This is a genomic window from Bradyrhizobium sp. R2.2-H (genome assembly GCF_004346455.1).
Classification (GTDB): domain Bacteria; phylum Pseudomonadota; class Alphaproteobacteria; order Rhizobiales; family Xanthobacteraceae; genus Bradyrhizobium; species Bradyrhizobium diversitatis.
In genome coordinates this window covers 45,634-58,581 of the sequence record NZ_SMBR01000003.1, presented here as the reverse complement: position 1 = coordinate 58,581, position 12,948 = coordinate 45,634, and the positions used below count along the sequence as shown (strand labels likewise).

Genomic DNA, 12,948 nt, shown 5'->3' with positions numbered 1-12,948 from the left:
ACGGAGTTCGGAATGTTCAGGTTCCTCGTTATGGCGGCAGCCATGACGCTCTCGACCAGTCATGCGGTCGCAGGCGGCCATGGGGGCGGCGACCCTCCTCCGCCGAAGGTCGAGGCGCCGACGGCTCCAGCGAAGGTGATCCTGACCAAACAGGGCCCCAAGCTCGTCGATCTCAACGGCATGACGCTTTACATCTACGAGCGCGACACCACCGGAAAGTCCTCGAATTGCAACGGTAAGTGCACCGAGAGCTGGGTTCCGCTGGCCGCGACGGCCGACGCCAGGGCCGTCGGCGACTTCACCGTGATCAGCCGCGACGACGGCAGCAAGATGTGGGCCTACCGCTATCGTCCGCTCTACACGTCACCCGCTGACAAGGCGCCGGGCGACGCCAACGGCATTGCCACGACGCTGCAATGGCGTGTTGCGCGGCCTGAGAACTAAGCCAAGTAACGGCTGGCGGAAATCAAACCAGCGCCGACGGCGCGGCCCTCAGCTCCGCCAGCGCATACCCGTCTCGGCCTGCGCGTTCTGCCCGGGCGGCAGCACCACGACCGTCGAATTGAGCTTTACCCGGTCGTAGAGATCGATGACGTCCTCATTGCGCATCCGGATGCAGCCGGACGAGATCGCCTGGCCGATGTATTCGGGCTGGTTGGTGCCATGGATGCGGTAGAGCGTGTCCTTATTGCCGACATACAGATAGATGCCCCGCGCGCCGAGCGGATTGGCGGGACCGCCTGGAACGCGTGCCGGATACGGGCCCAGCCGCGCCTGGATGTCCGCCGTCGGAACCCAGTCCGGCCATTCCGCCAGGCGGCCGACCCGCGCGACGCCGGAGAACGCCATGGCTTCCTCGCCGACCGCAACGCCGTAACGGATCGCCTTGCCCTCGGGGAGAACGTAATAGAGATAGCGCGCATCGGTATCGACCAGGATCGTGCCCGGCTGTTCCTTGCGGTGATAATCCACGATATGGCGGAGATATTGCTCAGGCACCTTCGCCTGAGCGTAAGGCGTATGCGCGAGCAACTGACGGTCGCGCGGCGTCATGCTCGCATCCGTCGATGGCGAGAGTGTCGTCTGCATGCAGCCGCCTAGCGGCAACAATGCTGCAACGAACAAAACGAGTAGAGATTTTGGCACCGCCGGCCCCCGATAGCGGATAGCAGCACCCCCAGCACCGCCACATATCGCCAAAACCGTGCTGAAAACAAGGCGGGAGAGGAACACGTGCGCGTGTTCGATCAACCGGGTTCCATCACCACAAACGGCGGAGGACCGTCGCATCATCTCCATCCCCTCGCCTTGCTTTGGTCAAACCCGGCTGGACTCGTGAGGCACGGGGCTCGGGATGGGCTCACCTCAACCGATCGGCGCCGCGCCAATGCGGACGACCCAGGCTTCAAACACCAGGCTTCAAAGGAGTTGCGATGCTCGCGACGCTGAATGCCAAGCAAATCGTCGATGAGATCGTGAAGGACACGGTCAAGGACAACGACCCCCACGACGCGGTTCAGATCTCTCCCGAGATCGTGCTGGCCTCGCGGTCCACAAGCGCGTCTCCTGCGCTGGCGCCGGAGATCGCGCCGCGCCCGGAGCCCAGGTTCACCCCGGAGGCCAAGCTCACTCCGGAGCCCAAGCTCACTTTGGAGCCGAAGTTCACGCCGGAGCCGGCACGTGCGCCCGAGCCCACCATCAACGTCGTCTACGGAAAGCCCGCCGCGGCACCGTTCGTCGACACGGATGTCCGCGTCACGTCCAGCGACGTTCCTGTCAGGCAAAAGCGATCCTGGGTCGGCAAGTGGCTGCGCGGTGCGTCCGTCGCGTTCCTGTTTGCCGGCGCCAGCGTGGCCGCCAGCATCGCCTGGGAGACGCACGGCGACACGGCAACGCAAATGTTGGCCGAATGGACGCCGGCACTGACTTCGTTGCTGCCGGTGACCTCGTGGCTACCTGCGACGTCGCAGACCGCTCCGGTCGCCGCCGCGCCGGCCCCACCGGCCGCAGTGGAAGCCACGGCAGATCAATCGGCCAACCCATCTGCGCCGCCGCCCGCCGCTCAAATTGCCGCAGTCGCGCCTGCCCCGACACCGCCTGTCGACTCAACGCAGTCGGTGCAATCGATGACGCGCGATCTCACCGCGATGGCGCAGCAGATCGAGCAGCTCAAGGCCAGCATCGCCGAGCTGAAGGCCGGGCAGGAGCAGATGGCGCGTGAGATGGCGAAGCCGCCGGCACCGAAGCCGGCAGCCGAAGCGAAGCCACCGGTCGATCCGCGCGCACGCGCCGCTGCGCTTCCGCCGCGGCCCGCCGCGCCTCCGGTTCGCAAGCCCAAGCCGGCCGTGGCGCGGAACTACATGCCGGCCTCCTCGCCCGCACCGCTCGCACCTCCGCCGCCGCCATCGCAGGCCGCCGCGGTCCCGCCGCCAGCTGCGCCGGCCACGACGACGCAAGCCGTTGCCGATGACGATGGACCTATCGTGCGCCCGCCAATGCCGCTGCGTTAGTCGCTATCTCGCGCACGCTGTCCGAGTCGATGTAATGCGTTGAGTCCGGGCTACTACGGGAAGCGATGCCTTGCACGTCTTCCGATCAAGAGAAAAGGCCGTCGGGATCTATGCCGCCGGCCTTCTCGTGCAGCTGCCGGTTCCCGGAGCCCGGTTCTGCTGCGATTCCATGCCTCATGGTCGCCCGGACATATTTAATAAAATGTTAACGCGCTCACAGGCTGCACATCATTTCTGCGCCATAAGCTCAGAGATTGCGCGGCCTGTTCATTCGGTAACTATCGACTCAGTGGTATCATCCGATGATGTGTTGAGACTTGCACTGAAGCTCAGATCGTCACACGGGGAATTCAGATGCCCTACTACTATTTCGATCTCGTGGTTGGTGGAGAGTTCAAGAACCAGGGGGGAATCATCCTCGAAGACATCGAGGTTGCCTCCGATCGCGCCGATCAACTGGCATGCGAGCTGTCACAGGTGAAGCCGGAGCTGCAGCAGAAGGGTTGCGCGGTGCGGGTCACCGATCGCGATCACAACGAGCTCTATCGCACGCCGCTCGATCCGGTACCGGCCTGGCAGCGCTAAGCACAGCACTTTGCTAAGCACAGCGTTTTCAAGCGAAGCGGATGCCAGTTCGCGTCGAGAAACGCGTCAAACAAAGACGCCAAGGTTCGTTCCGATGGAATCGGAACGAACTTTATTCTTCAAGCGTCGGCGGCTCGAACCAGTTCGTCAGCGACAATCCACCGTCGACGACGAAGGCCGCGCCGGTGACGTAGGCGGAGAGCTTGTTCGACAGCACCGTGAGCGCCATCGGCACGAGGTCGTTGGCCTCGCCGAGACGCCCGAGCGGAATGTGCCGCGCCAGTGCGGGATCCGCAACGAATCCGCCGGCCGCGATCGCGCCGGGCACCAGTGCGTTGACGCGGATGTGGTGACGACCGAACGTCTTCGCGAGCTCCTTCACCAGCATCGCCATGGCCGCCTTCGCCGTCGAATAATGCGCGAGGTTGCGCGGGGTGCCCGCATGCAGCGATGTCAGAAACAAGAACGAGCCCGGTCGTTTCGCCGCGATCAGTCGTTTTGCGAGTTCACGCCCGAGGTGAAAACCGGCATCGAGATTGACGGCATGCATCTCCTGCCAGGTCCTGCGATCGACCGCGAGGGCATGATCGGCCTCTCGTCGCGGCGGCGAAGCGCTATGGACGAAATGGGTGACCTCGCCCAGCGCTACGTGTGCGGCAGCGAGCAGTTCGTCGCAGGCATCGAGCCTGGCGAGATCGCCGACCCAGGGCACGGCCAGAGCGGAATGCTCACTGGCGCTGATCGCGGCATGTACCCGCTCCGCGCTCACATCCGCAAACAAGGTCCGCACGCCCTCACCGACCAAGCCTAGCGCGATCGCGCGGCCGATACCATTGCCTGCGCCGGTGACGAGCGCGGTGTCGCGTGCGGGATCGAACGGCGTGCTGAACAGGCTCATGTCGTGCTCCGAGGCTGGGGAGCGGCAGGGTAGCCCACCGCGTGGACCGACGACAATTGCGCTGCGCGCCATTGCGGAGCGGCGCGCCGGGCGCTAGCCTCCCAAAAAACGGAGGAGGTTCCAGGGATGCGCATCGGTTTTCTGATGACGGGCCTGTTGCTGCTAGCTGCGCCGGTCCAGGCTGGCGACGCGCCGCCGCGGTCGACCTATGTGACGATGGTCTTGCAGGCCTTCGCCGCCAAGGTCGAGTGCCCCAACACGGACCTCGTCTATCAGGACCTCGTGCAGAGAGCGCAACAGATGCACCTGCCCGACGGCACCACCGAGAAAGTGCGCAAAGCGATCGCCTGGATGCACACCGGCGGCAAGATGGGCGAGAAGCAGGACGATGATTTGATGGCCGAGGTCGCGATCGCGACCCAGGCCACCGACCTGGACCAGCGCCGGCTCGGCATGCCCGGCTGGTGCGAAGCCCAAAAGACCAACCTCGCCGGCCTGATCCGCAGCAAGGGCGGCTAAAGCATGATCCGGAAAAGTGCGCAGCGGTTTTCCGAGAAGATCATGCTTAAACAACAACCTGAAGCGCGATGACGATTCATCCTAATCGCATCGCGCTTTAGCCAGCCCCGGCTTTTGCCGCATTAAGCACTTCGCGACGGAACCGCTGATCCGGCCCAAAATCGTCACAATTCTCGAAAGCATGCGACCTCTTCGAATTCGAACAGGAGGTCCTCATGCGGAGTATCCATTTCGTTTTCGCCGGCGCGATTGCGGCGGCCACGGTGCTGATCGCGCCCGCACAAGCGAGGAATGCCGACGCCCAGAAAGGCGAGGAAAATTCCACCCCGTCCTCATGCAGTGCCTATCAGCAGGCGCCGGACGGCTCGTGGGAGCCACTCCCCTGCAAAGCGACAGGCGAGCGCGGGCAGCCGCAGACACAGAACCGCACGTCGCCGCAAGGCAGCGATCGTGGGGAGCGTTGAAGGCGCTCGCGCTTACGAATGTCAGCTCTGATGCGGGCCGCGCATGATCTTCATGGCGTCCACGATGTGACGCCATTCCCTGGCCTCGTCGGTCTCGCCGCGACCCTCGCAGGCCTGGGCCTGCTCGGCGGCCTTCGCAATCGCAGCAAGACCGTGCTGTTCGAGCATCTGCCGGGCAACGGTATGAACCTGGACCTCGGACATCATGGGCGCTCTCCCGCTTGAGGGAACTGCGGTGCAGCGCACAACTGCCACCGCGGGTGTCTCACAACGATCGAGGCCCCGAGCTCGTTCCGCCCCGTCGATGTGAGCCAAACAGGAAGGCGGCCCGCCATGCCCGGCGGACCGCCTCCTCACCCACCCCAAACGGAAATCCGCGGCCGCGCCCCCTTACGCGACAGCCACCTTCTTGCGCTCGAAATCGTTGGGCACCTCGATGTCGACCTCCAGGGTCGAAACCTCGTCGCCGCGCTCGAGCCGGACGATGACCTTGGTCGGATCCAGCGTGACGTGCTTTGACACGACGGCGAGAATTTCCTCACGCAGCACGCCGAGCAGATCCGGCTGGCCACGCATTCCGCGCTCATGGGCAAGCAGGATCTGCAGCCGTTCGCGCGCGACGGGTGCCGAGGCCTTCTTACCGCGGAGAAGTCGAAGCAGACCCATGCTCATGCAGCCCTCCGTCGCAGCAGGCGATCCATCAGACCTCTGCGCTCGGCAGGAACATGCATCGTCACGTTCTCGCCGCAGAGGCGCTTGGCCGCGTCCATATAGGCCCGCGCCGGCGCTCCATCCGCGTTCGACAAGGTCACCGGCGTGCCGACGTTGGACGCCTTCAACACGTCCTGGCTCTCGGGGATGATGCCGAGCAAGGGCGTAGCAAGGATCTCGAGGATATCGTCGATGGTCAGCATCTCGCCGCGCGCAGCACGCGAGGGATCGTAGCGGGTGATGAGGATGTGCTTCTCGACACGCTCGCCCTTCTCGGCCCGCACCGTCTTGGAATCGAGCATGCCGATGATGCGGTCGGAATCGCGCACCGAGGAGACTTCCGGATTGGTGACGATCACGGCCTCGTCGGCAAAGCGCATCGCCATGGAGGCGCCGCGCTCGATGCCGGCCGGGCTGTCGCAGATCACCCAGTCGAAGCGGCTGCGCAGATCGTCGATGACCTTGCCGACGCCCTCTTCCGTCAACGCGTCCTTGTCGCGGGTTTGCGATGCCGGCAGCAGCCAGAGATTCTCCAGCCGCTTGTCGCGGATCAGCGCCTGCGGCAGCTTCGCAACGCCCTGCACCACGTTGATGAGATCGAACACCACGCGGCGTTCGGCGCCCATCACGAGGTCGAGATTGCGCAGGCCGACGTCGAAATCGACGACCACGACCTTGTCGCCGCGTTGCGCGAGCGCTGCTCCCAGCGCGGCGGTCGTCGTGGTCTTGCCGACCCCGCCCTTGCCTGATGTCACGACCAGTACCTTACTCATCTGAAATGTCTCCTTTGCTGGTCAGTTCAGTGCTGTAATTCGCATGGTATTCCCCTGTAGCCAGGCCTGCGCCGGCTTGCCGCGCAAGGCGGCGTCGATGTCGTCCGCTGTCTGGTAAAACCCGTCAATTGCAAGCAGTTCAGCCTCGATCCTCTGACAATAGATGCGCGCGCTGGTGTGACCGTTCACGCCCGCCATGGCGCGGCCGCGCAGCGCGCCGTAGACGTGGATGGAGCCGCCGGCAACGACCTCGGCGCCGGAGCCGACCGAGCCGAGAATGGTGACGTCGCCTTCCGGGAAGATCACGGTCTGGCCCGAGCGCACGGGGTTTTCGAGCAGCAACGAGGTCGGCTTGGTCTCGACCTTCACCTCGGCCTTCTTCGGCGCGCTCGGCTCGACCACGCAGCTGCGCCCGCCCGACAGGAGCGGCGGCATCATGGGGGTCAACCGGCCCTCCTCCACCCCTTCGATGCCGAGCACGCGAATGTTGCGGTCCTGAAGGCTGGTGAGCAGATGGCCGATGCCGGCCTGGCTGAGATCGACCGACGACAGGTCGATCACCACGGGCCGGCCGGCAAAGAAGCCCGGCGACCGCGCGATGGTGGCGTCGATCTCATGCAGCCAGTCCTGGACCGGAACCGTCGGCGTGAACACGAACGCCACGTAGGAGCGCCCGCGCAGGCGCACCATTTGACGTTGGACTTTTGCTGCAGCCTCCATAGCGGCCGACTCGTTCCCTGTTATTGAATGGTTAACGATGCGGCGGATATGGTTAACGGTCGGTTAATGTCTCCGTGCCATTACGTGGGGACGTGAACTGGTTGGACCGCCGCTGTCGTGTCCGCACACGCGCTGCGACGCAAAACTCTGCTGCGTATGACGCGCCCAAGCCGGTCACGCTCACCGCCAGCATGAGCCCGGGCCCCGGCTCTGCAGCGCACCGTCAGGAACGCTACGCTGGGCCACAAAGGTGAAAGTCAGGCGCGCTCGCTTGAACTATGAGTGCAGCAGTCACGCGAAAGCGACCGTGGAGACGGCGCACGCCCGCTTCCCTCGCATGTCGCGTCATCCATGTGATTGCAGGACCGCTCACCCGGATTGACACGGTCGTGCCATCTGGTTTCGATGCGCGTCCCGCAGACGGAGCCGATCATGTCAATTCAGTCCTCCATCAGACGCAAGACAGCCCCGGACATCCGGGCCCGCAAGCAAGGCGAGCCGGTCGTCATGCTGACCTCCTATCATGCGCACACGGCAGCGCTGGTGGATCAGCATTGCGACGTCATTCTGGTCGGCGATTCCCTTGGTAACGTCATGCACGGCTTCGAGACGACAGTGCCGGTCACGCTCGACATGATGATCCTTCAAGGCGCTGCGGTGATGCGGGGATCCAGGCGGGCGCTGGTCGTGGTCGATATGCCGTTCGGATCGTATGAAGCTTCCAGAGAGCAAGCGTTCAACTCCGCGGTACGGATCATGAAGGAAACGCAATGCGGCGCGGTGAAGCTTGAAGGTGGCGTCCGCATGGCGGAGACGATTGCATTCCTGTCCGGGCGTGGCATCCCGGTGATGGGTCATATCGGCCTTACGCCGCAATCCATCAACACGCTCGGTTCGTTTCGCGCCCAGGGGCGCGACGAGATCGACTGGGGGCCGATCGAGGACGATGCGAAGGCGGTCGCCGATGCCGGTGCGTTCTCAGTCGTCGTTGAAGCCGTGGCCGAGCCGTTAGCGCGCAAGATCACGGAAACGATCGCGATCCCCACCATCGGGATCGGCGCGAGCGCGGCCTGCGACGGCCAAGTGCTCGTGCTCGAGGACATGCTTGGGCTCTCGCCACGAACGCCTAAATTCGTTCGGCGCTACGGCGATCTCGGTCCGGCCATCGAAGCGGCGGTCGAACGGTATGCCGCAGACGTGCGGTCGCGTGCCTTTCCCGGACCGGAACACGTCTACGACATGAAGAAGGGCTGACGCAGCTGGCAGCAAGCGCCGCTCACTTCTTCACCTTGCTCGCATCCATCTTGACGTTCGGATCCAGCATCTTCGTTGTGAACGCCGTCGTCACGTCGAACGGCTTCTCCATGCCGAGATAGGTGTTGACCAGCTCGTAGTCCTTCTTCATCCGCTCGCCGTCGATCCAGCCGAGACCCTTGGTGGTCGTGAATTCGTCGGTCATCAGGAACTTGATGCGCTCCCACTGCCGTTCCTGGTTGGCCCGGTCGAGCCCCGAGACCTGCTCGAGCAGCGCGTTCAGGCACGGGGCCACGTCGGCGACGCAGGCCGCGAAGGCTTTCTGCGTGACGCGCACGAAATCTTCGACGACCTTCGGGTTCTTCTGCAAGTAGGCGCCGTTGACGATCAGGGAATTGCCGTAAGGGTTGAGCCCGATGTCCTTCCAGTTGACGTAGCCGAGATCGCCGCCGAACTCGATCACCTTCAGGTCGTGCTCGTTGTAGAAGTCGCTGATGATATCGACGGTGTGGCTCTTCAGTGCCGCGATCTTGGCGGTCGGTCCGACATTGACGAAGCCGACGGAATCGGGCGCAAGCCCCGCCGCCTTGGCGAAGGCCGGCCACATCACGCGCGAGGCATCGCCGGGCGGGTTGCCGATCTTGTGCCCGGCGAAATCCTTCACCCCGTTCACGCCATAGCTCTTCAGCCAGTAGAAGGTCTGGCCGGTGTTGGCATAGACGCTCATCACCGCGACCGTGTCGGCGCCCTTGCTCTTGGCCACCAGCATGGTGGCGAGATCGGCGACGCCGAAGGGCGAGCCGCCGGAGCCGACCTTGGCCGCGGAGACGCCTGAGCCCTTGCCGGTCTCGATGGTGAGGTCGATGCCCGCCTTCTCGTACCAGCCCTGCGCCTTGGCGTAATAATACGGCGAGTGGTCGGCCGTCGGCGTCCAGTTCAGGATCAGATTGACGGCCTCTCCCGCATGCGCGGGCATCGCCGTCGCACCGAGCGCCAGAGCCAACACCAGGGCCAAACCCGCCGCCTGCAAACGCTTCATCGCATCTCTCCTCGTTGCCGCGACCCGGCTTGTCGCTCTCCCCTTGTGAGGATACCAATGCAACAAGCCCGCCCTCCACTTGTCAACTGTTTGGTTGGAAATGCCCGCAAAACGATCTGGCGACACCGTGCCGCAGCGCCGCGACCCCGTCGCCACCCGCAGGAAACTCCTGACCGCGGCGCGCCAGGAATTCGCCCGGCACGGCTTTGCGGGCGCCCGCGTCGACGAGATCGCCGAGCGCGCCGGCGTCAACAAGCAGCTCGTCTACCACTATTTCGGCGACAAGGACGCGCTCTACCTCGCCGTGCTCGAATGGGTCTATGAGGACATCCGCGAGCAGGAGCGCAGGCTCAATCTCGAAGGCCTGGCGCCAGAGAAGGCGATCCGCAAGCTGATCGAGGCGTCGTTCGATCACCTGGCGGCAAACCCTGATTTCATCGTGCTTCTGAACGACGAGAACCGCGGCGGCGCCCGTCATGTCCGCGGCTCGACCCGGCTGGAGGCGATGCACTCGCCGCTCGTCAAAAGCGTCTCCCACATCCTCAACGAGGGGGTGCGATCTGGCGTATTCCGCAAGGGGATCGATCCCGTCCAGCTCTACATCTCCATTGCGGGCCTCAGCTATTTCTTCTTCTCCAACACGCAGACGCTGTCGGCGATCTTCGGCAAGGACCTGTCGAGCCGGGCCCAGCGGCGCGCCCGCCGCCGGCACGTCGCCGACCTCGTGCTCCAGTCGCTCCGGCCCTAATCAACCAACTGGTTGAAACTTCCCTCGAGTCCGGCTAGGCTCGCGACCCGCGGCAGGGTGGCTGTCGGCAACAGGGAGCAGGCGGTGGCAGGAGACGGGGCACGCACCTCGCGCAGCTTTGCGATCATCCTGATCGTGCACCTCGCCGTGCTCGTGCTGTGGCAAGTCGCGGTCGATGCCTTCCAGGTCCCGAAATTCATCCTGCCCTCCCCGCTTGCGACAATTCAGACGTTGGGGACCACAGGCTATGCCTGGGGCGCCAACACGCTGGTGACGGCGGTCGAGATCCTCGGCGGCTTCGCGCTCGGCGCCTTCGTCGGCGTGGCGCTCGCCGTGATCTTCAGCTGGGCACCGCTGCTCAGCCTCGTGCTGCTGCCGCTGTTCGTCACGCTGAACATGATTCCGAAAGTGGCGCTCGGCCCGCTCTTCATCGTCTGGTTCTCCTACGGCATCGTGCCGAACATCCTGATCGCCTTCAGCATCTGCTTCTTCCCGATCCTGCTCACCACCGCGCGCGGCCTGCGCGAAGTCGAGCCGGACCTGCTCGATCTCGTCAAATCGCTACGCGGCTCGCGCTGGACTCTGTTCCGCAAGATCCAGCTGCCGGGATCGCTGCCCTACATTTTCTCCGGGATGAAGGTCGGCGCCATCCTCGCGGTCGCCGGCGCCATCGTCGGCGAGTTCATCGCCTCCGAGCGCGGGCTCGGCTACCTCATGATCCAGGTGCAGTCCTCGCTCGACACGCCCGCGATGGTGATGGCGGTCGTGCTGCTGACGCTGCTTGGTGTCGCTCTCTACGGCCTGGTGCTCGCCCTCGAACGCATGTTCGTCGTCGGCGACGCCAGGCAGACCTGAAGACCAAGGACGACGTATCCATGCTGCTCACCCGCCAGACGCTGCCGAAGACCATCCCTGACATCGCCGCGCTCGATGATCTCCTGTGCCGGCCGAGCCAGGACCTGATCGACGATCTCAAGAAGGTCGAGGGCGACATCATGATCCTCGGCGTCGCCGGCAAGATGGGCCCGACGCTGGCAGGACTTGCGAAGACCGCCGCGCCGGATCGCCGTATCATCGGCGTCGCCCGCTTCAGCGACGCCGGCGTGAAGGACTGGCTGCACGCGCGCGGGGTCGAAACGATCAACTGCGACCTCATGGACGAGAAGGCGATTGCAGCGCTGCCCAAGGCGCCGAACATCGTCTTCATGGCCGGCCGCAAGTTCGGCGCCGAGGGCGATCTGTCGCTGACCTGGGCGATGAACGCGCACGTCCCGGCGCTGGTCGCGCAGGCTTTCCCCTCCTCGCGCATCGTGGCGTTCTCGACCGGCTGCATCTATCCGTTCGTTCCGGTCGATGGCAAAGGCTCGAGCGAGGACATGGCGCCGAACCCGCCCGGCGAATACGCCCAGTCCTGCGTCGGCCGCGAGCGCATGTTCGAATATTTCTCGCACCAGTTCGGCACGCCGGGGCGCCTTTTCCGCCTCAACTACGCGATCGACATGCGCTATGGCGTGCTGCACGACATCGCGACGAAAGTGCTGACGGGCACGCCGATCGACGTCAGCCTCGGCCATGTCAACTTCATCTGGCAGGGCGATGCGTCGTCCCAGGCGCTGCGCTGTCTGGCGCATTGCACGGCGCCGACCTCCCCGATCAACGTCAGCGGCCACGAGATCCTCGCAGTGCGCGATCTCGCGGCGAAGTTCGGCGCAAGGTTCGGCCGCGCGCCGGTGCTGACGGGCAAGGAAGAGCCGACGGCCTGGCTGACCGACACGTCGAAAGCGGTCGAACTCTTCGGCCTGCCCGTCGTTGACACCGAGCAACTGATCGCCTGGACCGCGGATTGGGTCTCTCGCGCCATGCCGAGCCTCGGCAAGCCCACCAAATACGAGGTGCGCGATGGCCGCTACTGACGGCCCGGCCGTCATCAAGCTCAGCGAGCAGGATGCGATCGCCGGGCTGGCGCTCTCGACGGAAGCGCACTGGAACCAGACCGAAGCGGACTGGCGCATCTTCCTGCGCGACGGAGTCGTGTTCGGCATCCGCGACGGCGCGCGACTGGTCGCGACTGCGGCGCTGCTGCCCTATTCCGGCAACAATGCATGGGTCAGCATGGTGCTGGTGACGGCAAGCCATCGCCGCCGCGGTCTTGCCACGCAGCTCGTCGATGCCTGCCTCGAAGCGGCGCGCAGGGACGGGCTGACGTGCTGGCTCGATGCGACCCCCGACGGCGCCAAGGTCTACGGCCCGCTCGGCTTCACCCCGACCTCGCAATTGCGCCGGCTGAAGCTGGTGAAATCCACGTCCGCATCCGGGCAAGCGCCGTCAACCGCAACGCTCGACGCGCTTTGCGATCGGGACCGGCGCGCGACCGGCCTCGACCGCACCGCCCTTCTCTCGGCGTTCGCGCGGCGGCCTGGCTCGCGCATCGTCACCGCGAACGGCGCCATCGCGCTGGTGCGGGACGGCCGAGCCGCGTGCCATATCGGCCCGTTGTGCGCCGATCACACCGCAGCCGCGCTGACCCTGGTCGACGCGATCGCGCGGTCGCAGGACGGACCGCTCCTGCTCGACGCCGTCGCGTCGCAAGGAACGTTCCTGGACGGATTGACAGCGTCCGGCTGGACCATCGAACGCCCCTTCCAGCGGATGCGTCTCGGCCCCGCCACCGCCATGGCCGGGGAAATGCCATTCGCCGTCGCCGGCCCCGAATTCGGATAGGACATC

16 protein-coding genes are annotated in these 12,948 nt (G+C 64.9%); 9 read left to right on the top strand and 7 right to left on the bottom strand.

Annotation, left to right across the window (positions count from 1 at the left end; translation table 11 throughout):
• Positions 1-12: 12 nt before the first annotated feature.
• Entirely contained in the window at positions 13-444 is a 432-nt protein-coding gene (locus EDE08_RS07885; protein ID WP_131868394.1) for a COG4315 family predicted lipoprotein, read from the top strand.
• Positions 445-492: 48 nt separating this feature from the next.
• Here EDE08_RS07885 and EDE08_RS07880 read toward each other — a convergent pair whose 3' ends face one another.
• Complete coding sequence (locus EDE08_RS07880; protein WP_165935844.1) at positions 493-1,089, bottom strand: L,D-transpeptidase; 597 nt, start codon at positions 1,087-1,089, stop codon at positions 493-495.
• A 344-nt stretch (positions 1,090-1,433) separates the two neighbouring features.
• Here EDE08_RS07880 and EDE08_RS07875 point away from each other — a divergent pair, with 344 nt between their 5' ends.
• Together EDE08_RS07875 and EDE08_RS07870 are read left to right on the top strand one after the other, a co-directional pair.
• Positions 1,434-2,510: a hypothetical protein gene (locus EDE08_RS07875; RefSeq protein WP_131868392.1), complete on the top strand. Its 1,077-nt coding sequence runs from the start codon at positions 1,434-1,436 to the stop codon at positions 2,508-2,510.
• A gap of 354 nt (positions 2,511-2,864) precedes the next feature.
• Entirely contained in the window at positions 2,865-3,095 is a 231-nt protein-coding gene (locus tag EDE08_RS07870; RefSeq protein ID WP_061021818.1) for a DUF6894 family protein, read from the top strand.
• Between the two features lie 112 nt (positions 3,096-3,207).
• On the opposite strand, the gene EDE08_RS07865 is transcribed toward EDE08_RS07870, so the two are convergent.
• Positions 3,208-3,993 carry an SDR family NAD(P)-dependent oxidoreductase gene (locus EDE08_RS07865; protein WP_131868391.1) on the bottom strand — a complete coding sequence of 262 codons (786 nt, stop codon included), beginning with the start codon at positions 3,991-3,993 and terminating at the stop codon, positions 3,208-3,210.
• A 126-nt stretch (positions 3,994-4,119) separates the two neighbouring features.
• On the opposite strand from EDE08_RS07865, the gene EDE08_RS07860 reads away from it, so the two are divergent.
• Positions 4,120-4,512 carry a hypothetical protein gene (locus EDE08_RS07860; RefSeq protein ID WP_131868390.1) on the top strand — a complete coding sequence of 131 codons (393 nt, stop codon included), beginning with the start codon at positions 4,120-4,122 and terminating at the stop codon, positions 4,510-4,512.
• Positions 4,513-4,997: 485 nt separating this feature from the next.
• Here EDE08_RS07860 and EDE08_RS38250 read toward each other — a convergent pair whose 3' ends face one another.
• From EDE08_RS38250 to minC, 4 genes are all read right to left on the bottom strand, one after another.
• On the bottom strand, positions 4,998-5,183 hold the full coding sequence (locus EDE08_RS38250) for a hypothetical protein (protein WP_035676245.1): 186 nt from the start codon (positions 5,181-5,183) through the stop codon (positions 4,998-5,000).
• Between the two features lie 183 nt (positions 5,184-5,366).
• Positions 5,367-5,648 (bottom strand): cell division topological specificity factor MinE, encoded by a 282-nt coding sequence (gene minE / locus EDE08_RS07845; protein ID WP_035703963.1) that lies wholly within the window; start codon positions 5,646-5,648, stop codon positions 5,367-5,369.
• Complete coding sequence (gene minD / locus EDE08_RS07840; protein WP_061876558.1) at positions 5,645-6,460, bottom strand: septum site-determining protein MinD; 816 nt, start codon at positions 6,458-6,460, stop codon at positions 5,645-5,647. The genes minE and minD overlap by 4 nt, the downstream gene beginning before the upstream one ends.
• A gap of 21 nt (positions 6,461-6,481) precedes the next feature.
• Positions 6,482-7,180 (bottom strand): septum site-determining protein MinC, encoded by a 699-nt coding sequence (gene minC / locus EDE08_RS07835; protein ID WP_131868387.1) that lies wholly within the window; start codon positions 7,178-7,180, stop codon positions 6,482-6,484.
• 432 nt (positions 7,181-7,612) lie between these two features.
• Here minC and panB point away from each other — a divergent pair, with 432 nt between their 5' ends.
• Positions 7,613-8,434, top strand: a complete 822-nt coding sequence (gene panB / locus EDE08_RS07830) for a 3-methyl-2-oxobutanoate hydroxymethyltransferase (RefSeq protein WP_131868386.1) — start codon at positions 7,613-7,615, stop codon at positions 8,432-8,434.
• A 22-nt stretch (positions 8,435-8,456) separates the two neighbouring features.
• Here panB and EDE08_RS07825 read toward each other — a convergent pair whose 3' ends face one another.
• A complete protein-coding gene (locus tag EDE08_RS07825; RefSeq protein ID WP_131868385.1) occupies positions 8,457-9,473 on the bottom strand; it encodes an ABC transporter substrate-binding protein in 1,017 nt (338 codons plus the stop codon).
• 100 nt (positions 9,474-9,573) lie between these two features.
• Here EDE08_RS07825 and EDE08_RS07820 point away from each other — a divergent pair, with 100 nt between their 5' ends.
• The 4 genes from EDE08_RS07820 to EDE08_RS07805 all read left to right on the top strand — a co-directional run bounded on the left by EDE08_RS07820 (position 9,574) and on the right by EDE08_RS07805 (position 12,942).
• A complete protein-coding gene (locus tag EDE08_RS07820) occupies positions 9,574-10,221 on the top strand; it encodes a TetR/AcrR family transcriptional regulator (protein ID WP_131868384.1) in 648 nt (215 codons plus the stop codon).
• A gap of 84 nt (positions 10,222-10,305) precedes the next feature.
• Positions 10,306-11,076: an ABC transporter permease gene (locus tag EDE08_RS07815; protein ID WP_061876625.1), complete on the top strand. Its 771-nt coding sequence runs from the start codon at positions 10,306-10,308 to the stop codon at positions 11,074-11,076.
• Positions 11,077-11,096: 20 nt separating this feature from the next.
• Positions 11,097-12,134 (top strand): NAD-dependent epimerase/dehydratase family protein, encoded by a 1,038-nt coding sequence (locus EDE08_RS07810; RefSeq protein ID WP_131868383.1) that lies wholly within the window; start codon positions 11,097-11,099, stop codon positions 12,132-12,134.
• Positions 12,121-12,942 (top strand): GNAT family N-acetyltransferase, encoded by an 822-nt coding sequence (locus EDE08_RS07805; protein WP_131868382.1) that lies wholly within the window; start codon positions 12,121-12,123, stop codon positions 12,940-12,942. Before EDE08_RS07810 ends, EDE08_RS07805 begins: the two co-directional genes overlap by 14 nt.
• Positions 12,943-12,948 lie beyond the last annotated feature (6 nt).

Coding starts and splice junctions, on each gene's coding strand:
- EDE08_RS38250 (WP_035676245.1), bottom strand. CDS start 5,183: ATGATGTCCGAGGTCCAGGTTCATACCGTTGCCCGGCAGATGCTCGAA.
- EDE08_RS07875 (WP_131868392.1), top strand. CDS start 1,434: ATGCTCGCGACGCTGAATGCCAAGCAAATCGTCGATGAGATCGTGAAG.
- minC (WP_131868387.1), bottom strand. CDS start 7,180: ATGGAGGCTGCAGCAAAAGTCCAACGTCAAATGGTGCGCCTGCGCGGG.
- EDE08_RS07825 (WP_131868385.1), bottom strand. CDS start 9,473: ATGAAGCGTTTGCAGGCGGCGGGTTTGGCCCTGGTGTTGGCTCTGGCG.
- minE (WP_035703963.1), bottom strand. CDS start 5,648: ATGAGCATGGGTCTGCTTCGACTTCTCCGCGGTAAGAAGGCCTCGGCA.
- EDE08_RS07865 (WP_131868391.1), bottom strand. CDS start 3,993: ATGAGCCTGTTCAGCACGCCGTTCGATCCCGCACGCGACACCGCGCTC.
- minD (WP_061876558.1), bottom strand. CDS start 6,460: ATGAGTAAGGTACTGGTCGTGACATCAGGCAAGGGCGGGGTCGGCAAG.
- EDE08_RS07880 (WP_165935844.1), bottom strand. CDS start 1,089: ATGCAGACGACACTCTCGCCATCGACGGATGCGAGCATGACGCCGCGC.
- EDE08_RS07885 (WP_131868394.1), top strand. CDS start 13: ATGTTCAGGTTCCTCGTTATGGCGGCAGCCATGACGCTCTCGACCAGT.
- EDE08_RS07860 (WP_131868390.1), top strand. CDS start 4,120: ATGCGCATCGGTTTTCTGATGACGGGCCTGTTGCTGCTAGCTGCGCCG.
- EDE08_RS07870 (WP_061021818.1), top strand. CDS start 2,865: ATGCCCTACTACTATTTCGATCTCGTGGTTGGTGGAGAGTTCAAGAAC.
- EDE08_RS07810 (WP_131868383.1), top strand. CDS start 11,097: ATGCTGCTCACCCGCCAGACGCTGCCGAAGACCATCCCTGACATCGCC.
- EDE08_RS07820 (WP_131868384.1), top strand. CDS start 9,574: ATGCCCGCAAAACGATCTGGCGACACCGTGCCGCAGCGCCGCGACCCC.
- EDE08_RS07805 (WP_131868382.1), top strand. CDS start 12,121: ATGGCCGCTACTGACGGCCCGGCCGTCATCAAGCTCAGCGAGCAGGAT.
- panB (WP_131868386.1), top strand. CDS start 7,613: ATGTCAATTCAGTCCTCCATCAGACGCAAGACAGCCCCGGACATCCGG.